Source organism: Neobacillus sp. WH10, from assembly GCF_030123405.1.
Taxonomy (GTDB): Bacteria; Bacillota; Bacilli; order Bacillales; family Cytobacillaceae; genus Neobacillus.
Window position 1 is genome coordinate 3,814,935 of the sequence record NZ_CP126110.1, and the last position, 25,913, is coordinate 3,840,847.

Here is a 25,913-nt window from a genome sequence, read left to right on the forward strand (position 1 = left end):
CTTCCTCTCATATGCAGCTAGATATTCATTTAATTTGACCTTGAAACGGTCTTGAAGATAATATGTAAGCTTGTCCTCGTTGTCGTTCATCTTCAAGACTTTTCTTTCCAAGACTAGATAATCAATCAACAGTACCAACGAATAGTAACCATATTTCACCGCTTCGTTATAGTGTTCTTGTACTGTCATTGTTTCTGTATGTGGTAGTGATACAGGTTTTCTATCTTGTTGATCTCTTTTTTGTATAGGAGTTTTACTGTCCCCACTTCTCCATCACGGTTCTTGGCTATATTGACTTCCAGTAAGTTTTTCGTTTCGTCTGTTGGTTCGTTGTAATATTCATCACGGTACAACAACATAATGACATCAGCATCTTGTTCAATACTTCCCGATTCTCTTAAATCTGACATCATCGGGTGTTTATCCCCTCGGCTTTCTACACTTCTAGATAACTGAGCTAGGCAAACCACTGGACAATTGAAGTCTTTCGCCATTCCCTTTAAGTCAGCGCTTATTTCAGTTATTTGAGCGTGCATATTTCCCTTGTAGTCCTTTGATGGTTTAATCAACGTTAGGTAATCAATAAAAACAATAATCTCTTTAGTGGGATTTTCATGTTTAATTTTCCTAACTTTTGCTTTCATTTCCGCTACGCTCTGCCGTGGCTTATCGTATATTTTAGGAGCAACCTCTTCCATCTTTCCGATAGCCGTGATCCAGTGTCCTTTTTCTTCATCATTCAAATAGTGATAAGGGTTTTTTAACTTCATTCCGTTGATTTCTCCTAGTGAAGAAAGCATCCGTTTAATCAAGCTTTCTGTTGTCATTTCTAGCGAGAAGATAACCGGAATGACATTCTTTCCTGCATTGATGGCTAAATTAAGCAAGAAAGCTGTTTTCCCCATCGATGGCCTTGCTCCCACAATGATTAAGTCATTCCCGTGGAAACCATCCGTTTTACTGTCTATATCCATGAATCCACTGACGACTCCACTCCTCTGTTTAGGAGTAGGAACCGTCACTAAGTCGTACATGTTCATTAAATGTTCTTTGAGGTCAAATTCTTCTTGTGTGCCTTGCTCGTCCACCTGGCTTAAATCTTTAATCAATGTTTGTATGCCTTCTGTGTTTAACTCGCTATCCAAAGCCGACTGTAGTAAATCTTTTGATGTTGTAATCTTCCACCGGTTGATGACCATCTTTTCGTATGACTTGAAAGCATGGACAGAAGGAACACAACCTTTTAAAGCTAGTATTCTTTCATTTCCTCCAATAAAAAGGAATCCTGTATCACCTAATTCATCCTGTAAGGCAGCTCCATCAATCGGAAACCCTTTCTTCTTCACTTTTTTCATTGCTGTAAACATATTTCGATTTGTGAAATCTAAAAAGTGATCAGGTGATAAGGTTAATTCATCTATGATGGAATTATCTTTTAGGATGGAACCAAGTAACATTTCTTCAGCTTGTTCACTCATAATCTTCTTTACTCCAAAATTGAGCTAAGACAGATGGATCTTCTCTCCTTCTTGCTTCCCTTAAATCAGCAATTGTAGGAGCAAATTTATTTTCTAATACGTGACGTTCTGCTTTTTTCATAACCGTTGCCGGATTCTGATCTTTAAGCATTTCTGACCAAGTATTAATCTTGTATTGATCTACTTCAAAAGATGAATAAATACTCCGAATGAACTTGAACAATTCTGCGACTTCTTTTTTAGTCAAGGTCAAAACCCTCCCAGTCAATACCTTTAGAAGGTGGTTTTTTAAATTGTCTATCCAAGGCTTGTACATCATCAAGACTGGTAATATTCTTTTTATGCCAGTCTTTTAAGATGCCTTCACAATACTTCCAGTTCTTTTGTGACTTTAAGGTTATTTCCATGGCTTCTATGACTAATTCTTCGTTTAGATCATCTACCCATTCACCGATGGATTGAGCAATAAAAGGATTCAGTACACCGAAATTTTGTTGGTAAAAATCGAAGGGGCTAACTACTACATTATTTAAATACTTAGTATTATCATTATTTAGTAGTTGCGGATTTTCCATTAATGGATTTTCCACTAGTGGATTTTCCGTATATGGTTGTTCAAATACCAATGTTTCCCATTCGAATTTACCTTCTTCATTTCTTCTCCGTTCACGTTTCATGTATCCGTTAAGCTTTAATTCTTTTAAAGCTGTTTTTAAGGCATCTTTGCCGTCTTTAGCATGCTTTTCTAATTCTATATCGTAAAACTTCCAATCGTTGGGCATGGAAAGCATATATGCATGTAATCCTTTTGCTTTCCAGCTCAACTTTTTATCTTGCAAGGAAGTTTTATTCATAACGACATAGTTGGAAATTTTTTGTATACGAAATATACTCAAATTTTTTCACTTCCCTGTTCTAAAACTTGTCCAATGTGATATACTACTAGTAACTAATATTTTTTTTGCAACCGATTGTTGGCGCAATCGGCTTTATTTTTTTCTTTTCTTCCTTCTAGGTCTCTCAAACGTTTTACGATACCAATTGCTATTCTTTGAATGGTCATGATAATAAAACTCATTTTTCATAAAACCGCTTTTTATAAAACTCCTAAACATTTCAAACATCTTTATCCCTCCCTTCTTTTGCAATTTCCTCTATCATCCTACTAATAATAAGAACGATCATCACCAAACAATAAACTGCCGCTGTATTCATTCATGTTCATTCCCTTCTATTCATTCAGAAATTTCTTTTCTAAGCACTTTGTGCAGAACCATGGTGATGTAAGAATTTTGAGTTAGTCCTAAACTATCAGCCTCCCTTTCTACTTTTTTGCTCAACTCGGCATTAAGCCTTAATGTAAAACTTTTTCGGTTGTCTTTTTTGTCATCTTTGGTCATCAAAGTGACGTCACCTCCATAAGTAAATATTACCATAAAAATTTGTCGACGTCAAATGTCTTTACAAGTCATCACGTCATGGTTTATAATGGTGTCAAAAGGACACTGGAAGGAATGAAATAACATGAGTGAGCAAAAACGTTTTACCTTAAGAATGGATTCAGACCTGTTTAAAGAAATTGAAAAGAGAGCAGAAGTTAACAAGCGATCCATTGCTAAAGAGATTGAATTTTTACTCGAAAAGCACATTAAAGAAGAAAGCAAGGATTCCGACAACGCATAATTTCACCGCCTGTAATTATGTATTACAAATCATTTTAAAAAAAGGAGCGAACACAAATGGCCCACGCAAGAAGTAATTGTAAAAATCTATCAACTACTATTTCACTGGATGAACATTTATTGGTTAAAATTGAAGATTATCGCTTTAGTAAACGTAAGGACAATCGTTCTGCTGCTATCGCTGATCTGATTCAAAAAGGCTTAAAATATGAAGCTCTCGTGCAAAAGAAGAAGGAAAGGATGTTGGGATGATATCAACGTCCTTTTTTTCTTTGTCCTTTCCTTCAGGTTTTTATCGTAAGACGACCGAATTTAATCAATTTCTAAATCGTCAATAACCTTGTAAACTTTGTGATGTAATTCGTATCCTTCTTCGTAGATTTCATCAATAACTTTTTTAATTGCTGAGTTCAATCTATTATCTTTAGGCATTTTACTTTCTTTATTCCATTGTTGCGACACATACCATTCTTCCATTTCTCTAGCTTGTTCTATTAACTTTTGACTTTTTTCAAGGGCTTCTGTTACCTTCATTTAATCAACTCCCTCTATCTTTTTGTTCTCTTGTTCCTCTTCCGTCGAGGTTTAGAACACCAGTGATTTACGAATTCTTTATAGCTGTAACCACCAGTTGTTAAAGGTTTATAATATTGACCACTGCGTTCTGGATTCATCCTCTTTCCCTCCTAACGATATCTCAATCTAGTAAATAACCATTGTCTTTCATCATTTTATCTATGCTGCCGTCATAGAACTTGAAAAAATAGTGACGGTTTAATGCTGTTAGGCGGTCGTTTTCTTCAACCAATTCTTGTATGCGTTCTTGCATTGCTTGAATTTGGTCAATGAGTTCCTGGTCGTTCATGGCGTTACCTCCTTTGTAATTTGTTCGAACTACGCAGTAAAATCAATTTCTGATAAACCTTCGTCATGTGCTTTCTTTAATAATTCACTTATAGTTACTCTTGTTTGTCTGTCTGTTTTTATATGCCCCCAATAGCAAATATAATAAGGGACATTATTAATAATTATCATTTTATCTTTATACTTTTTTACTATTCCTTTCACTTCTTCTTCCATTTCTCTCCCACATAGACATTGCAAGTAAAATCACTCCTTATTTGCTACTATAAAATGTTTGCCAAACCATTCGTCCCCTTCTAATCCAACGTAATGATCGCCATCTAATTCGTTTTTCAGACAATATCCAAATTCATCATCTTTACTTTTCCATTCCACTTGATATGTTTTGTCTTTGATGAATTGAATTTCAAAATCTTCATCATCAAATTCATGAACGTTTCTTATACATTTTACAAACATTTTTAAACCACCCTTCAACTCCTATACGTCACAATTTCAGTCAAATATGAACCTACAGAGGGCAATTAAGCCCCCTGCTTTAAAGCTCCATTTAATATCTCAATTGCCTTACTAGCATCAGAAGGTGTATACCACTCCATATCCTTCTTCATGTGCTTTTGAAGGGTTTTATATGACTCTTCTTTAGAAATGCTCATAGCCTTAGCTACGTCCGTTACAAGCTTATTGATAAGGTTAAGTTGTTTGTCTGTTGCTAATTGAGGTTTTTGTGAAGGTGTGTTTTCAGATGCTTCGTTCCCGTCATCGTCCAGATCACTAACAATCCCAAATGCTGCCGACAAAGAATATCGTCTGGCATATGTGGTTGCTGAACCAACACCTTGTGCAGTTTTCTTTTCCAGTGGCAAGATAAAAGGGTCAAACTCAATGAATTGTCCGCTTTCGTGGAAAATAACCGTCACGACACCTACACCGTTTTCAGCACTTACTGGCATTTGTGTATAAGACAATCCGTGGGACGGTGCGCAATCATGAATTGCTTTAACAGTTCCGTCAAGAGTGACATATTTTGATTTAAAATGAGGATTGGCCCCATCTTTTTCAGGCTGTTTTACATTTGATTGAAAGGCTCCAAGCGCTTTAGCGATTTCGGAAATATTTTCGCTAGTTTTCATTTCCATCCTCCTTTGGTATACTTACCATGTAAATTGTTTTAGAAAGGGAGACTGTGAGGGCAGCTCCCTTTATTCCATTTTTAATTCAAATTTCTCCGGCTGTTCAACAACAACCACACCAGGCACTTGTTCTCCATTCGTGTCATACAATTTCCCATCAGCAACTACACATTTTTTCTTTAACTCTGCCCAATTCGTTTCTTCTTTCACTCGAATAAACCCATTTTCTTTGGCGTACTGGAATAACTCTGATTCATCCTTTTCAAATTTAGGTTGTTGAGATTTTAATGAAATTTTCCCATAAGGTAATGCGATCGTTTTCTTAGGTTTCTTTCCTGTTTCCAGTTGTTTTGCAACTTCTTGACGTAAGTAATGTTCTAAGTGATTAGAGTAATGAACCTGTTTTTCATTGAATTCAATTTTCGCTTGTTCGCCCCATTCTTTAATTTTTTCGATTTTAAGTAAGAAAGGAGCAATTTGTTTCTCGATGATTGAATCGATTTCCGTTTTCCTGTCTTCGAAATAGACAATTCTTCTTTGAGCTTCAGCTGCCGTTTCCAAATCCACAACCGCAAATACATTTTGCAATTCTTGCACTTCCTGTTCTTCAAGTTCAACTAACACATTTTCTAATGGAACCATGTTCTATTCCTCCTTTTTAAATTCAGTTTTTAAATTGATGCCCTGTTTTTCTTCCATAACCGATAGTGTATTTTGAAACAACGCACTGTCCACGCGAACCTCCAATTTACGTAATTGATGGGCGAAATCATACCCTAATCCGCAGTTTTAAATTCAAAATCCATGTGTTCCGATAAATACCGTTGTAAGTTATCCAAATGGATTAAATCACTATCATATTCTACGTAGTCTTCACCGCTAAGAATTTCATTACCGAAAATGTCCTTGCCAAAATACTCGGGTTGATTGACCACATTAGGGTAACCAGTGCGATTGGCTTGAGTTATTGATGGATGTTCAAGCAATCGCATGATCTTCACCACCGGAAAGGTCTACATCTTCAATCATGTAGCCTGATAATTGAGGAAATAATTCTGACATTTGTTCATTAGTTACGACACAGAATAATTTAATACCATCACAGACCGTGAAAACTTCAAATGGATATTCTACGTCATCACCAAGGAATTCAACTTGCAGATCAGGAACATCGACTAATAAAGTTTTTTTCACATGAACTGAATCACTATACAGATCCAAAGCAATTACACCAGCTTCGTATAAATCATTACGAATAGCGATAAACTCTTTAATTTTTTCAAGGTTCATTTCCGTTTCCTCCTTATGCGCTTTTGCGCTATTTGTTTGAATTGCCAATTAAGAATGGCTAGCTTGTTGAACAACCCAATTATTAAAATCAGTTTCTTCACCACGATAATGATAAAAAGAAGGTTTTTTAATAAAAGTGTTATTAAACCATCTTTCATACGATTTTTTAGTGAAAGAATTCCATATTCGAACTTTCGTTTTTCCTTTTGCAATAGCAATTACAACTCCGTTTTCCCATTGGTATGGATCACGTCGATTGGGGAAACAAATACGATCTGGAACAGAAACAGACATATTCAACTTAATTAATTTAATAGCCATCTTTAAACCTCCATACATCGTAATTTTCTTCTTATGCGCCTTTGCGCTCGTTTGATTTTACTGATTCTCTTTGAATCTGTTCTGCTACAGGTCGTATGAGTGTTAACAATAATTTCTTAGTTTCTTTTGATGGTTGGCTATTCAAGTCGTTTAGAAAAATTTGCATACTATCCACGTCCTTATTTCGTGATATAATCTTAATTAGCTTTTTTAGCTAAATCATCTTCAGAAAAAAGGTCTTCAATTTCAACGCCAAATATATCTGCAATTTTTTTAGCTTTAAAAACATCTAATTTTCTTTCACCTTTTTCAATCATGCTGTATGATGATACATAGTCATACCCTAGTTGTTTTGCTAAAAAAGTTTGGGTCATTCCCCTTTTCTCTCTAAGTTCTTTTAGTCTTAAAGTCATTTATCACCACCACCTTTTTAGTTGTTTTGTGTAACTTTCTATTTTCATTATAATTAGCTATTTTATCTAAATCAAGTATTATTTTAGATTTTTTGGCTAAATTATTTTTTATTTTGTGTAAATGTGTTAAATTGCTTATAGAATAAGGAGTGTGTGCTTATGACGCTTGGAAAAATATTAAAAGATTTACGAACTAAAAATAGGTGGACTTTAAAAGAGGTTGCACAAAAATTAGGGTTATCTGGTCACAGCACTTATTCTAATTGGGAATACGGTAGAACTGAACCAGATGTAGAAATGTTAAAGAAGATTGCAATTTTGTATGATGTTGATTTGAAATACCTTTTAACAGGTAGTAACGAGGAAGTAGATTACGAAAGTCACGATCTAAAAGAATTATTAGGTGCGAAGATACTAACTTGGGGCGACGAAGTACTCGACGAAGAAGAAAGAAAAAAAGCCATTGAAGTTATAAATATTCTATTGAAAAAACAAAAAGACACTAATTAGAAGTGTCTTTTATGTTTTCGTATATCTTTTGGCAATCTACATTGTTTCCGAATAGCGCGGCAATCAATTTTTTTAGATCCAATTGGTTGTTGCTTTCATTCGTCAATTGATTAATCACTCTTAACAAAACAACTACACCGCCTTTATATAGGAACATCTGTTCTTATTTCTGTATATAATTATAGTACCACCAATTATGTAATTTATAAATATGTAAAGAAAAGTTTTTACGACATTAACACATAAATCGACAAGATACGACAATAATGTCACAGGTTTAGAACATTTCCGTCTTTATCGAGGATGATTTTTTTAGAAAGAAAACGTTTTTTTCCTTGAAAAAGTGCGTAAAAAACATAATACTCTCCTTTCCTTTTTATACAAAATATATGAAGGAATATCGTTTTTGTTCTCATTTTTTTAAAGTGGTAGATTGCAATAGGTGTTAGCTTCTTGGTGGGCATAAAAAAATTGTAGACAAAAAAAATTAAAAATATCAATAGTAATTCATGGTAAGGATGGGGATAATATGAAGGTAGCTGCTTATATCCGTGTTTCTACTATAATGCAGGTGGAAGAAGGGTATTCTCTCTCCGCACAAAAAGAACGATTAAAAGCCTTTGCTTTTTCTCAAAATTGGGAAATTGTTCAATTTTATGTTGATGAAGGGTTAAGCGCAAAAGATATGGACCGCCCGGAACTCCAAAGGATGTTAAAAGGTGTACGTAAGGGAGTCTTTGATATTGTACTAGTTTATAAACTAGATAGATTGACTCGTTCTGTAATTGATCTAGATAAACTTTTAACAGAGTTTTCCGAGCATGATGTCATGTTTAAAAGTGCTACGGAGGTATATGACACAACTACAGCGACAGGAAGGTTATTTATCCGTCTTGTTGCATCAATGGCTCAATGGGAGAGGGAGAACTTAGGGGAAAGGGTTCGTTTCGGGATGCAAGAAAAGGCGCGTGAGGGAAAATGGACAGTAAGTACTCCCCCACTTGGTTATAACTCCGAAGAATCTGTTTTAAAAATTAATCCAACCGAAGCTCTTATAGTGAAAGAGGTTTATTCTTTGTACCTCCAGGGAATGGGTATGCACAAAATAGCTAGAAACCTAAATGAACGAGGTCTCTACACTAAGAAAGATAAACCATGGGCGCAAAGTACTATTCAATACATTCTAACCAATCCAATCTACCATGGTACAACACGTTATAACTATAGAGTGAATGCAGACCAATATTTCGAGGTAGAAGGTGCTGTTCCCGCCATTATTACGGAAGAAGAATTTAAACTTACCCAACAAATGATTGAAAAGAGAAAACATACACACCCACGACAAGCGACTTCAAAATTCATCTTTAGTAAAGTACTAAAGTGTGGTCGATGTGGGAAAACATTAATAGGAAAAACTTCGCAGTCAAGACGAGGCGAAAAAGTGTATTACTCTTATGGTTATTATTGTCCTAATCGGCAACGCTCCCTTTGTGATCTACCATTGATAAGCCAGACCCTTTTTGAACAAAAATTTATTCAAATGATTGAATTATGGGATTTACACCAAGAAGCAAATGAAATCCTAAATAATGAAGTTGCTTCGTCTGTTGAGGATTATGCTGAAACAATACAAAAGTTAGAAAATGAATTAAAAGAAATAGAAAATCGTCGTTCTCGTTGGCAATATGCTTGGGTGAAAGGAATGTTCTCAAAAATAGATTCTAAAAATGATGAAGAATTTCAAAAACGAATGAAAGAAGAAGACGAAAAAGAAAAGATAATTTCAAAAGAAATATATGAATTAAAGTCTAACGATATTACACAAGAAGATTCAAATATAAAAATTTGGACAGATATAAAATTAAATTGGAATCATATGAGTGATGAAATAAAAAAACAATTTATTTTAATCGCTGTTAATTTCATGAAAGTTGATAAAATAAATAAGGATAAAACGCCTGATTCCATTGAAATTAAAGAGGTTAGATTAAACTAACCTCTTTTTTTGTGCCTATTGTAAGTACAGGGCATTTGGTGCTATCAACGATGCATACGAGAGATGCCAAGGGGGCAGTATACCGTCTCCGTGAATTTGGCGTGAATTGGTTAGAGGTCGAGCAAACATTGATTGCAGTTACTGCCCAAAGACTGGTAGAACTTACATGCCCATTTTGTGAAGGAGATTGTTCGCCAATTTGTTATTCCTATGGAAGGTGGAAAAGAGCGAGTGTGTTTGAATTGTTATCGGGAAGAAATTTAAATTCAGCCATGAAAGCGGCAAAAGGTGAAAAAACCGAAACACATTACAGGACACTTAGGGAAGTGATTAACAAAGGGATTGCCCTTGGATACGTTCAAGAATCGGAATACGAACGGCTGGTGTATGACGATGAAACCTCGTAAATGGTCTGTAAATGAACAAGCAAGTTTCCTGAAGCGAACGGGGGAATTACTAGCACGGGGATATCCAATTGCCGAAGCAATTGAATCCATAGCATTACAACTGTCAACAAAACGAAAGGAGGAATTATATGGTTGTTTAGTAGAGTTAAAAAAAGGCTTACCATTTCATGATGTCTTAAACAATCTAGGCTTTCACAAAGACTTAATTGGCTATGTTTATTTTGCGGAACAGCATGGAAGCTTTGCCGATGCCTTATTAGAAGGAAGTGATCTCGCTCTATTAAAGGATAAAGATTTACGAAAGCTGCTAAAACTACTTCAATATCCGATGTTACTTATGTTTATTACTGGTTTTCTATTCATTTTCATCGAAAACACATTGCTGCCAAGGTTTACAACGCTTTTTTCATCACTCGGACTTGAAGCAAATTTTTTTACGAAGGTCATCTATGCTTTTGACCAATATTTCCCGATTGTTATAGGTGCTGTCCTTGTAATCCTCTTCCTGACAGCAATCTATTATCTTCTTGTATTTAGAAAACTCACTATTCTGCAGCAAAGGTCACAGCTAGTTCGTATCCCTATTGCTGGAAAAATCCTCAAAATGCTGTTTACACACTACTTTTCCATTCAACTTAGCTTCCTATTATCTGGTGGAATTTCAGTCTCTGAAGCCCTACTCCTATTTGAAAAAAATCAAAGACAACCGTTTTACAGCAAAATAGCTGAAGAGATTAAATATAAGCTTGTGACCGGAGAAAAATTGGAAACGATTTTAGCTGCCTTCTCATTTTTTGAAAAGGAATTTCCGATGATTGTTAAACACGGTCAAGAAAATGGAAAATTAGAGCAGGAATTACTATTTTTCAGCAAACATTGTGTCACCAACATGGAGGAAATAATTGAAAAAAGTTTAAAAACCATCCAGCCCATGCTTTACTTGTTTATTGGATTTCTCGTTGTTTCCATGTATTTAGCGATACTATTACCGATGTTCCATCTGCTTGATGGTATTTAAGAAAATGGAGGATTAATAAAATGAAGAAAAATGAAAAAGGTTTTACACTGATCGAAATGATGATTGTTATGCTTGTCATCTCAGTGTTATTAATTATCACCATTCCAAACATTACCAAACATAATTCTAATATCAACAACAAGGGATGCGAGGCCTACGTTAAAATGGTTCAGGCTCAAGTTCAAGCATATGAAATGGATAAGAACAAGGTGCCCACACTTGCGGAACTTAAAACAGAGGGATATTTAAAGGATGATGCCAAAGGGTGTCCAAATGGAAATACAATCGAAATAGATTCTAAAGGTAATGTAATAACGGTTGAAAAAGCAGCAACTAACGTACAATGAGCCAAAATCAAAAAGGCTTTACCTTAATTGAGTCCTTGATAGTTCTCTCGGTTTTTATGATTATTTCCTCGATTACAGTCTTCTACTTAAAACCTCAGCACTCTGTAATTGAAGATGAGGCCTTTTTTACTCAACTACAGGCAGACCTGCTTTACGCACAACAATATGCTATTTCCCACCAACATGAAGTATCAGTAGTATTTGTTCAAAATGAATATAGATACTATATGTTTTTGCAATATGGGCTGCCTCCGTTTATCGAGAGAAGTTACTCAACAAATATTAAGCTTAGGGAAGGTACCATCCCTTTATATTTAAAATTCCTAAGTGATGGAAATGTAAACAAGTTTGGTTCCTTTTTTATCTATACTAAAAAGAAGAACTATCGACTAACATTTTTGATTGGAAGGGGACGGTTCTATGTTACGGAGCAATAAGGGATTTTTTTTGCTTGAATTGCTTCTCTCGTTATCAGCATTGTTAATGCTTAGTTTATATTTATTGCCATTATTAATGGAGCTTAGAGACCAATCCCGACAATTGGAAATAGAGAATACGGCAAGAAAGCTTTTGTATGAAGAACTGCAAGCAAAATTAATTGAAAATCAAACCTTCAAAAATTACTCAATCATTCGAAATAAGGTAGAATACCAAATCATTTGGAATGATTTAGTATCAACTGGTCAAAAGGAGGTGTGTGTCAAAGTTGAAAAGAATGCATTCCTTCCAGAATATAAAGTTTGGGGTGTCCTCGAATGAAAAAGCTTTTACCCTTATCGAGGTACTGATCGCATTTTCAATTTTTTCCACCATTGTTTTCTTTATGACACCTATTTTTCAAATTATCCTTAATACGAAAGGGAATGACGCAGTACTACAGTCGATGGAGTGGGAAGTTTTTTGCAGCCAAATAAAAAAAGAGATCAGGCTGTCCTCCCGTGCTGAAGTAGTCTCTGGTCGCTTAATCTTAACAAAGGATACAGAAACGATTCAATATGAGAAATACGGGTCAAACCTAAGGAGACGTGTGAATTCAACCGGTCACGAAATCATCCTTCAAAACGTATCGCAATCCACCTTCTCCATGATAAATAATGCTGTTATGATAACTGTTACAGACACCTGGGGTAAAGAATATGCCGTTACATGTTATTCGTTAGTGAATTGGACTAGTGAAACATGAAAAATACTGAACAGGGATTCACCTACCCGCTAGTTTTGTGCATACTTATCCTTTTTCTGCTATTTTTCTCTATGCATATAGAACAATTACTAACTGAAAGAAAAATGGCACACGAAACGGCAGCTATCTTCCAACAGGAATATTATTTTCTTTCATCAGTAAAGAAAGTTGAATGGTTGTTTCAAACAGAAGGAAATATTCCTGACAAGGGAACGATTGTATATAGAAATGGAACCATGGACTACCAAACAGAACCAATATCGGGATATGTTCAAAAAGTGAATTTCACGCTTAGCTTAAATTCTGGCGAAGCGATCACTGGACGTGGATTTTTTGATACAGGGTCAAAGAAAATGGTCAAATGGGTAGAATTGAAATAATTAGTTTGAAAAAATAAAACCTGGATATACTTTTAGTGTATAAAGGCAGGTGTTTCCATGAAAACAAATGATTATGTCAAATACATGACCCAAACCATTGTAAAATATGCTGACCAGCCGAAAGATGAACGAAAACGACTCCGGTTAGAGAAAAAGCAAACAAAAGCCGATTTTTGGTATCGGTGGTTTGGAATTCTACCCTATATACTTTATTCTGAAATGAAGAGAAGACGTAAAGTCTAAAAAGCGGATACTAAATCTGCTTCTTTTTTTGCCAAAATCCCAATAATACTTACTTGACAAAACACAATCCTTTTAAAAAGTACAGCAATTATTTAATATTGTTACAATATAAAGACTGTAATTGTGAACATTTTCTAAACATATAGTGTTAACATTGTTAACATCATTCCCTTGTTATTATCCCTGTATTATAATGGAATAAAATTATGGGGGTCAGAGGTGAGCAGACATGGAACAAACATTAAAAATAACAAACGTTTTGTCAGATCCAACACGATACTACATTTATCAATACATTACCAAACGTCATCAAGAAGTAACCGTTCAAGAGGTCGCAGAAAATTTTAATATTCATCCAAATGTAGCGAGACTGCATTTATCAAAGTTAGAAGATGTTAACATGTTAGCATCTGAAACAAAGAAAACGGGCAAAGGCGGCCGGCCAAGCCGGTTATACCGTTTATCCGACGATGTTATTCAGCTTCATTTCCCGTATCGCGACTATATGCTTTTATCCAAAGTGGCAATCCAAACTATGATTTCACTTGGTGAAGCTGGTAGAGAAGCACTTTTCTTAACTGGTAAACGATTTGGAACTGAAGTGATAGAGCAGGAGATGGCTAAAAAATCACTCGGTGAGGAATTAGAATTCGACCAAAAGCTAACAATATTAAAAAGTGCCGCAACACTAGCAGGTTTTTACCCGGAATTTGAAGCAAATGGTGATAAAACAAAAATCTACTTCCAAATTTTCAACTGCCCATTTAAAGAAGTCGCTGAAGAACATACGGAAACGGTCTGCAGTATGCACCACGAATTTTTGAAGGGTATGTTCGGAGCACTTTTCGAATCCGTTGAATTAATTGAAAAAGAAAACATGATTTCCGGCTGTGAAACTTGCTCATATCAAGCACTTGTAACAAACTAATTCGAAACCATTATTTACATTACACCTCCTTTTACTTTATAATATTGTAATGATGGTATCGATGGGGTAAAAGGAGGGGTACATATGGATCGCATGTTTAGAGTCTGTGGGTTCTGGACGGGTATTTTTACTGTTATGTTTTATTTAGGTGATATGGATAAAACAGCAATGTTATTCTTAGCCCAAACAGGATTCTTCGTTCTGCTAAGCTATCTTAAACTTTCCGAGCGTATGTATTTATGGGTGTTCGGAGCATATTTAACTATTTTCTTTGCAGGCTTCACATATTGGACTACATTTATGATGCCGCTTGGTGGAGGACATTAAGAAAAAAGCCGGAGTGTAAGCTCCGGCTTTTTCATATATTAAGTGAACAAGTCACTTTCAGATAACTGCAGTCCTTTTTGCTGAACAATTACATGAAAATAAGAGCTCATTCCTGAGGGCATAATTAAGCTGCGAATCGCCCGATTCCGCTTACTTACCTCTGAAAAAGGATTGGGATCATAATGGTTTTCTAATTCCTTTAGAATACCTGCTTTTAATAAAAATTCATCCTGTCTAAGCTTTGTTAACAATTGCAACTTAACTTGCATACCTTTTCGAATGAGATAATCAAAATGGATGTGTGTTGTAATATCCATTTCTCCAGGATGCTGCAAGACATCATTTATCATCATATGTTGAAAATATCCTCTTAAACTCCCCTCTGCCCTCCGTGGATCCATCCATTCCTTATCCGTATAGCCATAATCACCTGTCACAACTAGGCCTTTAGTTAAAACAGTTGCAATCTCTTGTATCATCTTTTCCATTGCTAATGGTATTTCGATCCGCTGCTTTTCTTTTAAAACAATTTTACTTTCCTCTAAAAAGGAGAGAACTTCTGAATTAGTTAATGGAATTTGCTGTTCATACAATTTGTCTTCTTGAATCCCTACCATTACTTCAAATAGTTTACCATTTATTTTTTCAATCACATGGACAGGAAGTGCATCAAAAAGTTCATTTGAAAAAACCATCCCTTCAAAGGGGCCCAATTCGCTTAGACTCTCCACTTGGACAACAGAAAAATCGCCCATCAGTAATTCACTTTGTAATTTCCGATGATAAGGGCTGCTTTCTACAATAAAATATTGTAAGGGGGCTTTAATCGAATCATCCCACTCCTTCAAAAAGGCCTTTGCAAAACGGCCATTTCCTGCTCCTATTTCACAAAATACTGGCGGCAGATTTGTTTTTTCACAGGTTTGGAAAAACCATTTTGCTACCAGCCTGCCATATACATCAGAAATATTGCTGGTCGTAATGAAATCTCCTTGCCGGCCAATTTTCTGTTTGTCCTTCATATAATAGCCAAATTCAGGATGATAAAGAGCAGCCCCTATATAGTCTGAGTAGGAGATGGACCCATTTGGCGAATTTAAAATTAACTTTTGTAAATATGTAATCATTGGATCTCCTTCTTAGTTAACACTATTGACATAGTGTTAACTTTATTATATTGTTAGGATAGTAGCTTAACAATATCCCCTCCCATTATATGAAAAAAGAACTTCCCCCAGAAAGACCCTTCTCTTCGTTTGAGAAGGGTCTTTCTATATTTTTCAAAAACCATTCAAGAAGGGATTACTATCCATTTCCTCCCCAATCGTTGTCACAGGACCATGACCTGATAAGACATAGGTTTCCTCGGGCAATGATAAAAGCTTATCGTGGATACTTTTTAATAGCTGCGATTGATTTCCTCCAGGCAGGTCCGTTCGACCGATACTTCCCTGAAATAAAGCATCACCAGAGATAACAAACCCATCCTTTTCGAAATAGCAGGAAATACTGCCAGGTGAATGTCCAGGTGTATGAAAAACCGCAAACTCAAAATCCCCGATTTTCATTGCCCCTTCATTATTAATGATGTGATCGGCAGGATTTACACGAATTGATTCAACATGCATAAACAACTGTGAACCATTTAATGCCGGGTCGCCCAGCCATTTTTCTTCCTGTTTGTGAATATAAACTGGTATTTTATATGTATCTCTCACTACATTTACAGCACCAATATGATCAAAATGTGCATGTGTTAATACAATAGCACTTGGCTTTAATTTTCTTTGGTCCAGTAAGTGTATCAGCTTATTTCCTTCACCGCCTGGGTCAAAAATTAAACATGACCTATCAGGATTTTCAACAATGTAACAATTTGTTTGCAATGTCCCTAAAGGAATTTGCTGCCATTTCATAATAAAGTTCCTCCACTTCAAATGTCGATAATATTATTTTACAGTATAACACTAATACAGGGAAATCAACGCTATTACATTGCTCTATTTTTACCCTCGACAAATGCATGAAAAGAATATAAAATAGGAAAGGAATGTATATAATATAGTTACATAATTTTTTGAACACTTGTATAAGCATCTTGCCTGCTTATACTAAAAAGGGGGATTTATTGTGGGTTTAGTAATTATTTTTGCGATCGTAACCGTGCTTGCTGCCATCGGTGGATTTAGCGCACTAAAGAATAAAAACTTCTTAGGCGCTTTTTGGGGTGTAGCTTCATTCTTAGTTTTTGGCTGGTTTACAGTCATGACAATTCTTAAATCCGGATTTCCTACTGGAACGCATTAAAAAAGACTGTCAATCGACAGTCTTTTTTATTTTTCCTTTACTAGGTCATAAATTTTTTTAGCATTGATATCGATAATTTTTTCAAACTGATTGCCATAAAGAAGCGCTTCACCTGATGGTGAAAAATTGATTGGTTCATTTTCCAATCCTTCCATAATCAGTTTACTGCTCCCCTGCTTAACATCATAGCTTAACAGTTGAAAGCCGTCTGAATAAGAATCCGATTCACCACTAGTAAGCGGACTAAAGGTGATAAATTGTCTCATCTGCTCATTATAGTCATAAAAAGGCACTAACCAATCTGAAAACTTTGTTAGCTGCGGAATTGAGAATGCGGAAAGCTTTTTCATCTCTTTATCAAAAAATGAATAAGTCGCCTTCGACTGGTCTTGCTCATTAACAGTGATAGTCATGAGCAAATCTCGAAAAGCCGAAAAATGTATCGCTGAAGGTACCACAGTTTTTTCGGTTCCATTTTCAAATCCTTTCACAGTAAGCGGGGCAAATAACGATGGATTTTGCTTATCCCAATTTAAAAAGGCAACCTCACTTTCATTCATCCACTTAACAAAAGGCTGTGGCAAGAAAATCTCAGTAGTTTTGGCCTTTTTCATTTCAAGTAAAAATAGTTGAAAGCTCCAATCCTGATCAAATTTAGATACAAAAACCTCAGACTCATTATAAGGATTCCATTCAAATACTAATTCATAGGAAGCAAACGATTTCTTCAAATGTTCGGTTCCTTTTGGATCAATGATGGTGACCAGTCCTTCATATGATGAAGGTGAGGAATGAACCAAAAGGTATTTTTTGGAGGGACTGATTTGCACAGTGACAATTGGATTCCCACTCTTATAGATTAATTTACTTTTACCTGATAAAAGATTGTATCGAAAGATACTTGAGGTTTGTTCAAGATTAGTAATATAAAGAACTTCGGTATCTGAAAGCCAGCCGACGAGCTTGTAAAATTCACCTTCACCTTCTGGAATAGAAATAGGTAATTTCCATTCCCTTCCTATAGAAGTAATAGATCCTTTAGGCCTTTCATTTTTAGCAGGAATTTTATGCTTTGTCTGCTCCTTATTCGTACACGCACTTAAAAGGAGGGTCAATAAAAATAAAATGAATATAATAAAAGAAATCCGATTCGCTCGTTTTAGCCGGTTCAATTTTACAAATCCCCTTCTCCCTTTTCCTTCTCTATTGTTAGTACGTATATATAACAAAAATGTTTCAATATATCAAACATATTAAAATAAATAGGAAAAAAGCCGCACGATACCGGCTTTTTTTATAAAAAAAATGATGATACCTTATTGTAATGAGTATAGGGAGATATTACAAGCGGTCACATATGAATATTTAGTAATTTAAGGCAGCTATAAATATCCCTTCTGCACATTTAAGAATTTGGGGAAATTGAGAAAGCGGAAGCGGATTGATTCCTTTGCCCAGCTCAAGTGTAAACCCCGGTCGCTTAAACTCTTGAATAAACCAATCTTTATATCCGGCATGGCTGTTTACATAGCGAATTGCATGGTACCCGCTTACTCTTTCAAATTCCTTTGCCAGATTCTCTGATTCTGAAGGTTCAAAGCCTTCATACCCCCAATAAAATTCCTCCCCTTGGGTGTGAAAGGCTATTACGAAGTCAAATGAATTATTTTTCGCTAAATCAACCATGGCTATTGCCTCAGGTTCCGTTAGCGGTGCATCTCCAGGGAAGTCTCGCGGTGCTGGTGCCTTTTTCTGTTTGTTTTCCTTGCAAATATCCCAGTTTGCTGGAAATTGGTTATTCAAATCAATTCCATTAATATTGGCTTTCCAATGAATGAAATCATCGCTTCCCTCGTTGATTTCCATGACATGATCTCGTAAATTGGAACGTGGACCGTTTAAAACGAGATCTACCCCGTCAGGATTGACCATCGGTACAATCGATAGCTCGACTTCATTGTACAGATGAATGGCCTGAATACCATTCATTAAAGCTCCATTCGTTAAAGAGAGTAAGTACTTATTGACAAGGCTCATCAAAACTATAGTTGTAATCCATTCATTTGCATGGAATGAAGCATTCATATGTATTTTTTTTGCTCCCTTTCCAATCTTGATTTCTTGAATCGGATTACCTAGAACACTGCTGCCAATCGTATTGACGGCGATAAAAGGATATACCCTTTTGAAGTTATTGATCAATTTAACCAGACTTTTATAATCACAAGGAGATTTTGAAGTAATAAAAGGAGTCACCATTTTTTCTGGAACAAAAATGTTCTCACCCACCTTTAACTGATCTTCTTCCTTGTTTTGATTAAGTAATAGAAGTGTATCAACAGTTAGATTTTTTGCATCAGCTATTTTCCAAAGGTTATCTCCCTCTATTATCGTATATGGAACTTTAACATACCCTGGCAATTGAATTTTATCTGCCGCATTCAATTTATCTGGATTAATATTTGGGTTTGAATCTACAATGAGATTTAATGGCAGCCTAAACAAACTGCTGAAATAGGACAATGTATCCCCAGGACGTATAATAACTTCCATTTCCTTCTCCTCCCATCATAAAGAATCATATGAGAGATTAAAGAAAAAATGATAAAAAGAAAAGTCCGAATCTCAAATCAGACTTTTGTAAGTAAACCTATTGATTTAATTTATTTTTAATAAGCCAGGCAGCCCCAAGCACACCTGCATCATTTCCTAAAGTGGCCAAGGCTAAATCGGTGGAATTCCTTACTGCTGAAAAAGCAAATTTTGCAAAGTTATTATTTACTGCCTCTAATAAAATATTTCCAGCTTTTGAAACTCCGCCGCCCAAAACAATTTTTTCGGGATTTAATGTGTTGGCAATATTAGCTAACACGAACCCTAAATGGAAAGAAACTTCCTCCAAGACTTTTTTTGCCAACTGATCCCCATTTCTGGCACAGTCAAATACATCTTTAGCGGTGATTTTCCCATTTTCCACAAACAGTTTGCTTAATTCACCTGATGAATCATTTTTATTTAGTTCTAACATCGCTAAACGAACAATACCAGTGGCTGAAGCAACCGTTTCAAGGCATCCTGACTTTCCACAATTACAAGGAGCACCTCCAGAAGGAATCGCTGTAATATGCCCTATTTCACCTGCTGCACCATTTATACCTTGGACAATATTTCCATTAGCAATAACACCACCGCCAACACCAGTGCCTAATGTGACACAAACAAGATCCTTTGCACCGTTACCGGCGCCCTTCCACATCTCGCCCAATGCCGCACAGTTTGCATCATTTTCAATCGCAGCCGGGAGGGAAGATGCCGCTTCAAGACTTTCTTTAAGCGGATAGTTATCCTTCCAGCCTAAATTTACCACGTTTAAAATAATTCCAGTTTCATAGTCTACTGGCCCCGGTGCACCCATTCCAATTCCTACGAGTTTGTCTTTGGTTTCACCAAGTTGGGCAAGTTTTTCATCGATTGCAGACGCAATATTTGTGGTAATATTCTGTCCTTCATTGGAATTATCCGTAGGAATTTCCCATTTATGAACGATTTCTCCACCCATCGCAATAAAAGCTATTTTAGTAGTTGTGCCACCAAGATCGACACCGGTTATCCATTGTTCTGCCACAAATTCTCACCTATCTTTGTTTACTTTTTTCTTTTTGTATTTGTATTTCATGTCTTAAAATTAAAAGTGCAGTTTGAAATTCCCTCGTTTCAATCAACTGCGCCTGATATAACTCTTTTAATTCTGACTCCATCAGTTCAAGGTCTCCAACACGATCACCAACATAAATAAACGTTCCAAATTGCTTTAAAAATTGCTGAATCTCATAAATCGTTTTCATTTCTGCTATTCATTCCCTCCTACTCCGCCGGAAGATTGAAGATGTTGATTAATTTCACGTACCAAATCAGAATATTGCTTTTGCTTTGGTTCTAGTTTAGCCGCCTTCTCTGCATTTACTTTAGCACTTTCCACATCATTTTGCTCCAGGTTGATCAGAGCAAGATTAAAATAGGCTTCATCTAATTTAGGATCAAGCTGGATTGCCTTTTGTAAATGGTCCTTAGCATCGTTAAGCATCACCTTCTTGATTTCCACGAATGATAAAAGAAAATATGTTTTTTCAGAAAGGTTATCTACCTTGTTTTCGGATTCTTTTAATACCTTGTAGGCATGATCATAATTATCTTGTTTAATATATTCTTGCGCCATCAGTAAGTTAGCATTTTCATCATTCGATTGGGCTGATGAGCTAAATCCATAAGTTATTGCTCCGAATATAATCGCAGCAGAGGCAATAAAAAACAGCATTTGCCATAATAGTTTTTTCGCTTTTGGAAAATGAACAACACCAGCTGCCAGAAATCCACCTGCTAACCCGCCTAGATGAGCGTAAACATCGATTCCTGATGCTGTAAAACTAAAAACAAGGTTTATTCCAAGAACAACGATCAAATTTATGCCCATTGTCCGGGAAAATAATTTTGGAAAGATTACACCAAAATACAATAACGCACCGAAACAGCCGTAAATTGCACCACTTGCCCCAGCTGAGATAGTAGAACCAAAGATAAAACTGGCAATACAACCCGTGATGCCCGCAAACATATAAATAAATAGAAAACGAACATTACCAAATAATCTTTCGACCGTCGTGCCAAGAAAATACAATGCAAGGGAATTCATCGCCAAATGCACAAATCCAATATGCAAGAAAATGGGTGTAATAAATCGCCACCAATCACCCTCGTAAATTAATGGGCTTACCATTGCCCCATATTTTATAAGTGTAGAAGTATTGGTACTGCCGCCATGTAGTTCAAGCCAGAAAAAAACAGCTAACTGAATAATGATAAATACATAAGTAAAGAAGGGTTTTCCATTAGAAAAAATGGCCCTTTCCGTATTTTCTTTTTTAATAGCATAATCTAATGCTGCTTTTTTTAAGGACTCAACATCCTGTTCAGAATATTCTTCCTCAAAGGAAAAGTAAATCTCTTCCCCTAATCTTTCGGAAATTCGCCCAAAACCTGTATCATATTCTCCATTTGCTAACAAAATTGAGCTAACTGACGTTTTATTTCCTTCCGGATAAATAAATGGTTTTGATAATCGATATTCATATTCATCAACAGGAGGAAATTGACTGAAGTAAATATTCAACACGTTTACCTCAGGCCGGCCAAGTTGTTTACGGACTCTTTCCCCGTTGGAAGCCGTAAACTCAATATCTCTCTGCATGGCATTACTCCAATCTAAATCATGGAGCAGCATGCGAATAATGGGGGTCTTCTTATTTTCTAACTTTTCAAGCCATAATTCTTTTTGATTATCAAATAATTGAATAATTCGATAACCATGATCAGAGATGAAAGAATAGGCCAGTCTCCAAAAGATGTAACTCTCTCTATTATTCATTTCTCCCCCGCTTTCTATCATAAAGTGCCATTCCGAAATCATCCATAATGACAATTTGATTATTATTATGTACTCATTTTTACCGCATTACTTTCATTATAAACGAAGTGCGCGGTTTACATTACTGAAACCACCTAAAATGAAGATATTTAATAATTTCGACAAAGAAAACTCGACTGTCCTTAAAGACGGTTCATGTGGCGTGGTTCGTCAATAAACACAGCTTTTCGACTACGAAGTTATGCTCATGAAGCTTTCCTTAGTACACTTATACCTGAGGAAAGGTATACTCTCCCTTCGGCCAAAAAGTAAAAAACCATCTGTGGTTTTCACCATTCAGATGGTCTTCCAAATACAGATTGCATCATTTTATTTTTCACGCCAGGAATACTCATAATGGATCCAACAGCAAGCCGGCGCAGCCAGCTGGTGCCAAACAGCACATTGATTATACGATATCGGTATCGGAATGCTAAATAACCTATGGATCCAATCATAAAAATCGATGTTAACATTCGAGACATCATACATCCCTCCTGCTATTATTCTGTGATGGCGGCAGCTATTTTATCCAAAGTAATTGAAAAAAAGAGCGGATTCCATTCTAATTAGATATTTTTAAACACAGGCTCCATTGTCTTCTTTAATACTTGTACAGAATTCGTGAATTTTGCCATTTCCTCTTCATTTAAATCTAGTTCTACTACTTCTCTAACTCCTTTTCGGTTTACAACTGCTGGTACACCAATGTAAATATCGTTTTGTCCATATTCGCCTTCAAGATATGCAGAAACAGTAAGAACAGAGTTTTCATTTCGTAAAATTGCCTTTGTAAGTCGAACTAGGCCCATGGCAATTCCATAATAAGTGGCACCTTTCCGCTCAATTATATGGTAGGCAGCATCACGGACATTTAAAAAAATCTGATTAAGATCTTCTTGATTAAATCCATCTTTATTTTTTGTCCACTCAGAAATGGATGTACCTGCAATATCGGCATGGCTCCAAACAGGAAGCTCTGTGTCACCATGTTCACCTATTATATAAGCGTGAACATTTCGAGTATCAACATCAAAATAATCTCCTAGTAAAAAGCGGAACCGTGCGGTATCTAAAATCGTTCCGGAGCCAATTACCCGTTCTTTTGGGAGGCCGGAAAACTTCCAAACTGCATAAGTTAAAATGTCTACTGGGTTGGTGGCAACTAGGATAATTCCATCAAATCCACTTGCCATAATTTCTTCGACAATTCCTTTAAAAATCCTCGTATTTTTTTCAACAAGATCAAGCCGTGTCTCTCCAGGCTTTTGGTTTGCGCCCGCTGTGATTACAACCAAATCAGCCTCACCGCAATCCTTATAATCTCCATACCAGATTTTCGTTCGTGATGGAGCGAATGGAAGTCCATGATTTAAATCCATCGCGTCTCCTTCTGCCTTTTCTTTATTTAAGTCAATTAACACTAACTCTTCGGTAATGCCTTGATTTAAAAGGGCAAACGCATAACTTGAACCAACAAATCCTGTTCCAATAAGTGCAACTCTATTAACACGTTTTAACAAGTCTATTCCTCCAGTAATATGTTTTTTAGGTGTAATTAATCGTTTATTACTTCAACAATTAAATAAAAACCAATATATCAATATTATAACAATTAAAGTTAGTTTAATTTGTAACGAGAACGATCACAATTGCTACCATTGCGGAAATAAATCCGGAAAGAAAATTCACCAAATCATTATCCACTAGAGGAAGTCCTTTTATTCTAGTTGTTGGCAAATGACAATGATTCTTTTTTTCAGTCTCCAGGCCACAACGCTCACAAACATACACTTGTTGGTAAAAAGCACCGATTACGGTATCGATGATATTACCAATAAAACCAAATAGAAAAACAAGTAACGTTAAAAAGATATCTATATCAAATATCAAATAACTGATTAATGAAATAAGAAACGATCCTGCAAGTGCAGCAGCACTTCCTAATAAACTGATCGCTCCTGATGTCCCTCTTTCAATTCGCTTAAATGTACGGATGTAAATCGGATTCTTTCGGCTTAAGCTGCCGATTTCTGATGCCCATGTATCTGAATTAGCACTTGAGAGACAAACGATAAACCCAATTAGCCAAATAAGATCATGTTGAAGATAATAAATGATGCTAAAAAGTCCGGCTCCTCCCCCGTTGGCCAACACTTGGCGCCAATCTCTTGTAGAGCCACTAGCCAATTTTTCTTCGATGCTCACTTTAGCAGAACTTTTATATTTTGACCAAAGGCTGGAAGTGGCAAAGAAGACACCTAGTAATAGAAGCCCTCTTACACCAAAACCAGCATAAACAGCCAGTCCAACCAAAATTGCTGCCGTTGCACCCGATTTAGTCAAGGATTTAAGGAGGTAACCACTAATTCCAGTTACGAAGATCCCAATAAAAATTAATAATTCATTTATCATTTTATGTTAATGGTCGTATCGTTTGTAATAATTTTAGCAACCGGAATATCGTGCTCTTCCACGGGGAATTGCGGGATAATTTGTTCTTTAAAGGCGAGCGATAGGGTTTTACCGAAGTAATTGGGTAAGTATCGGTCATAATATCCACCGCCAAAACCTAAGCGATATCCATCCAATGTAATAGCCAATCCTGGAACAATTAAAAGATCAATCTGATCCGCTGATACTTCGGTGGTTAATGCTTCAATTGGTTCGAGTAAACCATAGTAAACAGATTCAAGCTGAGAAAAATCCATTAAAGTTCTAAATGTCAATCTTTTTTCTTTTGGATGACATTTTGGTACTACAACTTGTTTTCCCAGTTCCCATGCTTTACGGATAATTTGATATGTATCAACTTCTGGTTGTTTCGAAATTGTAATCCCGATTACTTTTGCTTTTTTAAAGTCTTCATCTTCAAAAAGCCTTCCTGCAATTTTGCAGGAAAAATCTTCGTAGAGGGGTTTAGAAAGCTGTGAGAGAGAATCCTTTACCTGATTACGGACCAAATCTTTATCATTCATAAATGGAACCTCCTAACTTTTAAATAAGAAAAGCGCAAGCGCCCGTTTAGCGGCGTATAGACTGGAGCGCTTCGACTGAGATAAAGGAAACACGGAGAGCGCAAGCGATCCGATGTTGACTTATCGTAGGGAGAAGAGTGAAGTCTACTAGCTGCTGGGCGCTGGAGCTGGCCATTTCTCAAAGTCGAAATTTATACTTTCTTATCTTATAAAGAAAACTCGCCGACTGACGAGACGTTAGGCGAAGACAGAGGAGTAGTTGCACTTATGCCTGATAGGAAAGTTATACTTTCCTATCGGCCAACAAAAAAAGCAGCAGGAAGCCCCACTGCTTATTTTGTTTCACGATGTGTTGTTGATTTCTTATCTCTTGGGCAATATTTCTTAAGCTCAAGACGATCTGGGTTGTTACGTTTATTTTTTGTTGAAATATAGTTACGATCTCCACACTCAGTGCAAGCTAACGTAATATTTACACGCATGTCAATTTCCCTCCAAACGATTAAGCTAGTTCGTGCATACGACTTTTCTATAATATCATTTTTCAAAAGGAAATGCTAGTGTTTTTAAAGAAAAGCGTACGCACCTGTAAAGGCGGCGTATGGACTGGAATACTATGAGTTATCGTAGAGAAAAGGGCAAAGTAC

General features: G+C 36.1%; 40 protein-coding genes and 1 pseudogene. 15 read left to right on the forward strand and 26 right to left on the reverse strand.

What is annotated here, in order from left to right; translation table 11 throughout:
• Window positions 1-185 precede the first annotated feature (185 nt).
• The 4 genes from QNH20_RS18440 to QNH20_RS18455 form a co-directional block, all read right to left on the reverse strand.
• Window positions 186-1,478, reverse strand: coding sequence for a replicative DNA helicase (locus QNH20_RS18440; protein WP_283919437.1), 1,293 nt, complete (start codon window positions 1,476-1,478; stop codon window positions 186-188).
• Window positions 1,471-1,725 carry a replicative helicase loader/inhibitor gene (locus tag QNH20_RS18445; RefSeq protein ID WP_283919438.1) on the reverse strand — a complete coding sequence of 85 codons (255 nt, stop codon included), beginning with the start codon at window positions 1,723-1,725 and terminating at the stop codon, window positions 1,471-1,473. Before QNH20_RS18445 ends, QNH20_RS18440 begins: the two co-directional genes overlap by 8 nt.
• A complete protein-coding gene (locus tag QNH20_RS18450; RefSeq protein ID WP_283919439.1) occupies window positions 1,718-2,374 on the reverse strand; it encodes a DnaD domain-containing protein in 657 nt (218 codons plus the stop codon). Before QNH20_RS18450 ends, QNH20_RS18445 begins: the two co-directional genes overlap by 8 nt.
• Before the next feature lie 339 nt (window positions 2,375-2,713).
• Entirely contained in the window at window positions 2,714-2,878 is a 165-nt protein-coding gene (locus QNH20_RS18455; RefSeq protein ID WP_283923445.1) for a toxin-antitoxin system HicB family antitoxin, read from the reverse strand.
• Window positions 2,879-3,002: 124 nt separating this feature from the next.
• Here QNH20_RS18455 and QNH20_RS18460 point away from each other — a divergent pair, with 124 nt between their 5' ends.
• Both QNH20_RS18460 and QNH20_RS18465 read left to right on the forward strand, forming a co-directional pair.
• Complete coding sequence (locus QNH20_RS18460; protein ID WP_283919440.1) at window positions 3,003-3,161, forward strand: Arc family DNA-binding protein; 159 nt, start codon at window positions 3,003-3,005, stop codon at window positions 3,159-3,161.
• Window positions 3,162-3,217: 56 nt separating this feature from the next.
• Window positions 3,218-3,412 (forward strand): ribbon-helix-helix domain-containing protein, encoded by a 195-nt coding sequence (locus QNH20_RS18465; RefSeq protein WP_283919441.1) that lies wholly within the window; start codon window positions 3,218-3,220, stop codon window positions 3,410-3,412.
• A 60-nt stretch (window positions 3,413-3,472) separates the two neighbouring features.
• Here the strand turns inward: QNH20_RS18465 and QNH20_RS18470 are convergent, their stop codons facing one another.
• From QNH20_RS18470 to QNH20_RS18515, 10 genes are all read right to left on the reverse strand, one after another.
• On the reverse strand, window positions 3,473-3,694 hold the full coding sequence (locus QNH20_RS18470) for a hypothetical protein (protein WP_283919442.1): 222 nt from the start codon (window positions 3,692-3,694) through the stop codon (window positions 3,473-3,475).
• Between the two features lie 163 nt (window positions 3,695-3,857).
• Entirely contained in the window at window positions 3,858-4,025 is a 168-nt protein-coding gene (locus QNH20_RS18475) for a hypothetical protein (protein WP_283919443.1), read from the reverse strand.
• A 29-nt stretch (window positions 4,026-4,054) separates the two neighbouring features.
• On the reverse strand, window positions 4,055-4,240 hold the full coding sequence (locus tag QNH20_RS18480) for a hypothetical protein (protein WP_283919444.1): 186 nt from the start codon (window positions 4,238-4,240) through the stop codon (window positions 4,055-4,057).
• Between the two features lie 30 nt (window positions 4,241-4,270).
• Window positions 4,271-4,483, reverse strand: coding sequence for a hypothetical protein (locus QNH20_RS18485; RefSeq protein ID WP_283919445.1), 213 nt, complete (start codon window positions 4,481-4,483; stop codon window positions 4,271-4,273).
• 65 nt (window positions 4,484-4,548) lie between these two features.
• Window positions 4,549-5,157, reverse strand: coding sequence for an ERF family protein (locus QNH20_RS18490; protein ID WP_283919446.1), 609 nt, complete (start codon window positions 5,155-5,157; stop codon window positions 4,549-4,551).
• A 69-nt stretch (window positions 5,158-5,226) separates the two neighbouring features.
• Window positions 5,227-5,799: a host-nuclease inhibitor Gam family protein gene (locus QNH20_RS18495; protein WP_283919447.1), complete on the reverse strand. Its 573-nt coding sequence runs from the start codon at window positions 5,797-5,799 to the stop codon at window positions 5,227-5,229.
• 134 nt (window positions 5,800-5,933) lie between these two features.
• Window positions 5,934-6,161, reverse strand: a complete 228-nt coding sequence (locus QNH20_RS18500; RefSeq protein WP_283919448.1) for a YqaI family protein — start codon at window positions 6,159-6,161, stop codon at window positions 5,934-5,936.
• Window positions 6,136-6,447, reverse strand: a complete 312-nt coding sequence (locus tag QNH20_RS18505) for a hypothetical protein (protein ID WP_283919449.1) — start codon at window positions 6,445-6,447, stop codon at window positions 6,136-6,138. The genes QNH20_RS18500 and QNH20_RS18505 overlap by 26 nt, the downstream gene beginning before the upstream one ends.
• A gap of 48 nt (window positions 6,448-6,495) precedes the next feature.
• Window positions 6,496-6,768 (reverse strand): hypothetical protein, encoded by a 273-nt coding sequence (locus QNH20_RS18510; protein WP_283919450.1) that lies wholly within the window; start codon window positions 6,766-6,768, stop codon window positions 6,496-6,498.
• Between the two features lie 197 nt (window positions 6,769-6,965).
• Window positions 6,966-7,181 (reverse strand): helix-turn-helix transcriptional regulator, encoded by a 216-nt coding sequence (locus QNH20_RS18515; RefSeq protein ID WP_283919451.1) that lies wholly within the window; start codon window positions 7,179-7,181, stop codon window positions 6,966-6,968.
• Between the two features lie 159 nt (window positions 7,182-7,340).
• Here QNH20_RS18515 and QNH20_RS18520 point away from each other — a divergent pair, with 159 nt between their 5' ends.
• The 12 genes and pseudogenes from QNH20_RS18520 (at window position 7,341) to QNH20_RS18575 (ending at window position 14,520) form a co-directional block, all read left to right on the forward strand.
• Window positions 7,341-7,691, forward strand: a complete 351-nt coding sequence (locus QNH20_RS18520; protein ID WP_283919452.1) for a helix-turn-helix domain-containing protein — start codon at window positions 7,341-7,343, stop codon at window positions 7,689-7,691.
• A gap of 529 nt (window positions 7,692-8,220) precedes the next feature.
• Window positions 8,221-9,687 (forward strand): recombinase family protein, encoded by a 1,467-nt coding sequence (locus tag QNH20_RS18525; protein ID WP_283919453.1) that lies wholly within the window; start codon window positions 8,221-8,223, stop codon window positions 9,685-9,687.
• A 26-nt stretch (window positions 9,688-9,713) separates the two neighbouring features.
• A pseudogene (locus tag QNH20_RS18530) lies at window positions 9,714-10,094 on the forward strand (ATPase, T2SS/T4P/T4SS family); the annotation flags it as partial.
• Window positions 10,081-11,112: a competence type IV pilus assembly protein ComGB gene (gene comGB / locus QNH20_RS18535; RefSeq protein ID WP_283919454.1), complete on the forward strand. Its 1,032-nt coding sequence runs from the start codon at window positions 10,081-10,083 to the stop codon at window positions 11,110-11,112. The pseudogene QNH20_RS18530 and the gene comGB, both read left to right, overlap by 14 nt.
• A 20-nt stretch (window positions 11,113-11,132) precedes the next feature.
• On the forward strand, window positions 11,133-11,459 hold the full coding sequence (gene comGC, locus QNH20_RS18540) for a competence type IV pilus major pilin ComGC (protein ID WP_283919455.1): 327 nt from the start codon (window positions 11,133-11,135) through the stop codon (window positions 11,457-11,459).
• Window positions 11,456-11,896: a competence type IV pilus minor pilin ComGD gene (comGD, locus tag QNH20_RS18545; RefSeq protein ID WP_283919456.1), complete on the forward strand. Its 441-nt coding sequence runs from the start codon at window positions 11,456-11,458 to the stop codon at window positions 11,894-11,896. The genes comGC and comGD overlap by 4 nt, the downstream gene beginning before the upstream one ends.
• A complete protein-coding gene (gene comGE / locus QNH20_RS18550) occupies window positions 11,880-12,218 on the forward strand; it encodes a competence type IV pilus minor pilin ComGE (protein WP_283919457.1) in 339 nt (112 codons plus the stop codon). Before comGD ends, comGE begins: the two co-directional genes overlap by 17 nt.
• Window positions 12,157-12,642 (forward strand): competence type IV pilus minor pilin ComGF, encoded by a 486-nt coding sequence (gene comGF, locus QNH20_RS18555; RefSeq protein ID WP_283919458.1) that lies wholly within the window; start codon window positions 12,157-12,159, stop codon window positions 12,640-12,642. The genes comGE and comGF overlap by 62 nt, the downstream gene beginning before the upstream one ends.
• Entirely contained in the window at window positions 12,639-13,022 is a 384-nt protein-coding gene (gene comGG, locus QNH20_RS18560) for a competence type IV pilus minor pilin ComGG (protein WP_283919459.1), read from the forward strand. The genes comGF and comGG overlap by 4 nt, the downstream gene beginning before the upstream one ends.
• A 57-nt stretch (window positions 13,023-13,079) precedes the next feature.
• Window positions 13,080-13,265, forward strand: coding sequence for a YqzE family protein (locus QNH20_RS18565; protein ID WP_283919460.1), 186 nt, complete (start codon window positions 13,080-13,082; stop codon window positions 13,263-13,265).
• A gap of 229 nt (window positions 13,266-13,494) precedes the next feature.
• The gene (locus tag QNH20_RS18570) at window positions 13,495-14,193 is read left to right on the forward strand and encodes a helix-turn-helix transcriptional regulator (protein WP_283919461.1); all 699 of its coding nucleotides are present in this window, start codon (window positions 13,495-13,497) and stop codon (window positions 14,191-14,193) included.
• Between the two features lie 84 nt (window positions 14,194-14,277).
• Window positions 14,278-14,520, forward strand: a complete 243-nt coding sequence (locus tag QNH20_RS18575) for a DUF2626 domain-containing protein (protein ID WP_066312245.1) — start codon at window positions 14,278-14,280, stop codon at window positions 14,518-14,520.
• 38 nt (window positions 14,521-14,558) lie between these two features.
• Here QNH20_RS18575 and QNH20_RS18580 read toward each other — a convergent pair whose 3' ends face one another.
• Window positions 14,559-15,647, reverse strand: coding sequence for a class I SAM-dependent methyltransferase (locus QNH20_RS18580; protein ID WP_283919462.1), 1,089 nt, complete (start codon window positions 15,645-15,647; stop codon window positions 14,559-14,561).
• A 153-nt stretch (window positions 15,648-15,800) separates the two neighbouring features.
• Window positions 15,801-16,436 carry an MBL fold metallo-hydrolase gene (locus tag QNH20_RS18585; RefSeq protein ID WP_283919463.1) on the reverse strand — a complete coding sequence of 212 codons (636 nt, stop codon included), beginning with the start codon at window positions 16,434-16,436 and terminating at the stop codon, window positions 15,801-15,803.
• A 214-nt stretch (window positions 16,437-16,650) separates the two neighbouring features.
• Here QNH20_RS18585 and QNH20_RS18590 point away from each other — a divergent pair, with 214 nt between their 5' ends.
• A complete protein-coding gene (locus tag QNH20_RS18590) occupies window positions 16,651-16,827 on the forward strand; it encodes a DUF2759 domain-containing protein (RefSeq protein WP_283919464.1) in 177 nt (58 codons plus the stop codon).
• 26 nt (window positions 16,828-16,853) lie between these two features.
• On the opposite strand, the gene QNH20_RS18595 is transcribed toward QNH20_RS18590, so the two are convergent.
• The 10 genes from QNH20_RS18595 to rpmG form a co-directional block, all read right to left on the reverse strand.
• On the reverse strand, window positions 16,854-17,999 hold the full coding sequence (locus tag QNH20_RS18595) for a YqgU-like beta propeller domain-containing protein (RefSeq protein WP_283919465.1): 1,146 nt from the start codon (window positions 17,997-17,999) through the stop codon (window positions 16,854-16,856).
• Between the two features lie 193 nt (window positions 18,000-18,192).
• Complete coding sequence (locus tag QNH20_RS18600; RefSeq protein ID WP_283919466.1) at window positions 18,193-19,380, reverse strand: M14 family metallopeptidase; 1,188 nt, start codon at window positions 19,378-19,380, stop codon at window positions 18,193-18,195.
• Between the two features lie 97 nt (window positions 19,381-19,477).
• Window positions 19,478-20,452, reverse strand: a complete 975-nt coding sequence (locus tag QNH20_RS18605; RefSeq protein ID WP_283919467.1) for an ROK family glucokinase — start codon at window positions 20,450-20,452, stop codon at window positions 19,478-19,480.
• A gap of 10 nt (window positions 20,453-20,462) precedes the next feature.
• A complete protein-coding gene (locus QNH20_RS18610) occupies window positions 20,463-20,672 on the reverse strand; it encodes a YqgQ family protein (protein ID WP_283919468.1) in 210 nt (69 codons plus the stop codon).
• A gap of 5 nt (window positions 20,673-20,677) precedes the next feature.
• Complete coding sequence (locus QNH20_RS18615) at window positions 20,678-22,249, reverse strand: rhomboid family intramembrane serine protease (protein WP_283919469.1); 1,572 nt, start codon at window positions 22,247-22,249, stop codon at window positions 20,678-20,680.
• Between the two features lie 329 nt (window positions 22,250-22,578).
• Window positions 22,579-22,776: a hypothetical protein gene (locus QNH20_RS18620; RefSeq protein ID WP_283919470.1), complete on the reverse strand. Its 198-nt coding sequence runs from the start codon at window positions 22,774-22,776 to the stop codon at window positions 22,579-22,581.
• A gap of 81 nt (window positions 22,777-22,857) precedes the next feature.
• Window positions 22,858-23,811, reverse strand: coding sequence for an L-lactate dehydrogenase (locus QNH20_RS18625; RefSeq protein WP_283919471.1), 954 nt, complete (start codon window positions 23,809-23,811; stop codon window positions 22,858-22,860).
• Window positions 23,812-23,914: 103 nt separating this feature from the next.
• Window positions 23,915-24,703 (reverse strand): DUF92 domain-containing protein, encoded by a 789-nt coding sequence (locus QNH20_RS18630; RefSeq protein ID WP_283919472.1) that lies wholly within the window; start codon window positions 24,701-24,703, stop codon window positions 23,915-23,917.
• The gene (locus QNH20_RS18635) at window positions 24,700-25,266 is read right to left on the reverse strand and encodes a 5-formyltetrahydrofolate cyclo-ligase (RefSeq protein WP_283919473.1); all 567 of its coding nucleotides are present in this window, start codon (window positions 25,264-25,266) and stop codon (window positions 24,700-24,702) included. The genes QNH20_RS18630 and QNH20_RS18635 overlap by 4 nt, the downstream gene beginning before the upstream one ends.
• A gap of 332 nt (window positions 25,267-25,598) precedes the next feature.
• Window positions 25,599-25,748 carry a 50S ribosomal protein L33 gene (gene rpmG / locus QNH20_RS18640; protein WP_256234289.1) on the reverse strand — a complete coding sequence of 50 codons (150 nt, stop codon included), beginning with the start codon at window positions 25,746-25,748 and terminating at the stop codon, window positions 25,599-25,601.
• Window positions 25,749-25,913 lie beyond the last annotated feature (165 nt).

Coding starts and splice junctions, on each gene's coding strand:
- QNH20_RS18440 (WP_283919437.1), bottom strand. CDS start 1,478: ATGAGTGAACAAGCTGAAGAAATGTTACTTGGTTCCATCCTAAAAGAT.
- QNH20_RS18455 (WP_283923445.1), bottom strand. CDS start 2,878: ATGACCAAAGATGACAAAAAAGACAACCGAAAAAGTTTTACATTAAGG.
- QNH20_RS18460 (WP_283919440.1), top strand. CDS start 3,003: ATGAGTGAGCAAAAACGTTTTACCTTAAGAATGGATTCAGACCTGTTT.
- QNH20_RS18465 (WP_283919441.1), top strand. CDS start 3,218: ATGGCCCACGCAAGAAGTAATTGTAAAAATCTATCAACTACTATTTCA.
- QNH20_RS18470 (WP_283919442.1), bottom strand. CDS start 3,694: ATGAAGGTAACAGAAGCCCTTGAAAAAAGTCAAAAGTTAATAGAACAA.
- QNH20_RS18475 (WP_283919443.1), bottom strand. CDS start 4,025: ATGAACGACCAGGAACTCATTGACCAAATTCAAGCAATGCAAGAACGC.
- QNH20_RS18480 (WP_283919444.1), bottom strand. CDS start 4,240: ATGGAAGAAGAAGTGAAAGGAATAGTAAAAAAGTATAAAGATAAAATG.
- QNH20_RS18485 (WP_283919445.1), bottom strand. CDS start 4,483: ATGTTTGTAAAATGTATAAGAAACGTTCATGAATTTGATGATGAAGAT.
- QNH20_RS18490 (WP_283919446.1), bottom strand. CDS start 5,157: ATGAAAACTAGCGAAAATATTTCCGAAATCGCTAAAGCGCTTGGAGCC.
- QNH20_RS18495 (WP_283919447.1), bottom strand. CDS start 5,799: ATGGTTCCATTAGAAAATGTGTTAGTTGAACTTGAAGAACAGGAAGTG.
- QNH20_RS18505 (WP_283919449.1), bottom strand. CDS start 6,447: ATGAACCTTGAAAAAATTAAAGAGTTTATCGCTATTCGTAATGATTTA.
- QNH20_RS18510 (WP_283919450.1), bottom strand. CDS start 6,768: ATGGCTATTAAATTAATTAAGTTGAATATGTCTGTTTCTGTTCCAGAT.
- QNH20_RS18515 (WP_283919451.1), bottom strand. CDS start 7,181: ATGACTTTAAGACTAAAAGAACTTAGAGAGAAAAGGGGAATGACCCAA.
- QNH20_RS18520 (WP_283919452.1), top strand. CDS start 7,341: ATGACGCTTGGAAAAATATTAAAAGATTTACGAACTAAAAATAGGTGG.
- QNH20_RS18525 (WP_283919453.1), top strand. CDS start 8,221: ATGAAGGTAGCTGCTTATATCCGTGTTTCTACTATAATGCAGGTGGAA.
- comGB (WP_283919454.1), top strand. CDS start 10,081: ATGAAACCTCGTAAATGGTCTGTAAATGAACAAGCAAGTTTCCTGAAG.
- comGC (WP_283919455.1), top strand. CDS start 11,133: ATGAAGAAAAATGAAAAAGGTTTTACACTGATCGAAATGATGATTGTT.
- comGD (WP_283919456.1), top strand. CDS start 11,456: ATGAGCCAAAATCAAAAAGGCTTTACCTTAATTGAGTCCTTGATAGTT.
- comGE (WP_283919457.1), top strand. CDS start 11,880: ATGTTACGGAGCAATAAGGGATTTTTTTTGCTTGAATTGCTTCTCTCG.
- comGG (WP_283919459.1), top strand. CDS start 12,639: ATGAAAAATACTGAACAGGGATTCACCTACCCGCTAGTTTTGTGCATA.
- QNH20_RS18565 (WP_283919460.1), top strand. CDS start 13,080: ATGAAAACAAATGATTATGTCAAATACATGACCCAAACCATTGTAAAA.
- QNH20_RS18570 (WP_283919461.1), top strand. CDS start 13,495: ATGGAACAAACATTAAAAATAACAAACGTTTTGTCAGATCCAACACGA.
- QNH20_RS18575 (WP_066312245.1), top strand. CDS start 14,278: ATGGATCGCATGTTTAGAGTCTGTGGGTTCTGGACGGGTATTTTTACT.
- QNH20_RS18580 (WP_283919462.1), bottom strand. CDS start 15,647: ATGATTACATATTTACAAAAGTTAATTTTAAATTCGCCAAATGGGTCC.
- QNH20_RS18585 (WP_283919463.1), bottom strand. CDS start 16,436: ATGAAATGGCAGCAAATTCCTTTAGGGACATTGCAAACAAATTGTTAC.
- QNH20_RS18600 (WP_283919466.1), bottom strand. CDS start 19,380: ATGGAAGTTATTATACGTCCTGGGGATACATTGTCCTATTTCAGCAGT.
- QNH20_RS18610 (WP_283919468.1), bottom strand. CDS start 20,672: ATGAAAACGATTTATGAGATTCAGCAATTTTTAAAGCAATTTGGAACG.
- QNH20_RS18615 (WP_283919469.1), bottom strand. CDS start 22,249: ATGAATAATAGAGAGAGTTACATCTTTTGGAGACTGGCCTATTCTTTC.
- QNH20_RS18620 (WP_283919470.1), bottom strand. CDS start 22,776: ATGATGTCTCGAATGTTAACATCGATTTTTATGATTGGATCCATAGGT.
- QNH20_RS18630 (WP_283919472.1), bottom strand. CDS start 24,703: ATGATAAATGAATTATTAATTTTTATTGGGATCTTCGTAACTGGAATT.
- QNH20_RS18635 (WP_283919473.1), bottom strand. CDS start 25,266: ATGAATGATAAAGATTTGGTCCGTAATCAGGTAAAGGATTCTCTCTCA.
- rpmG (WP_256234289.1), bottom strand. CDS start 25,748: ATGCGTGTAAATATTACGTTAGCTTGCACTGAGTGTGGAGATCGTAAC.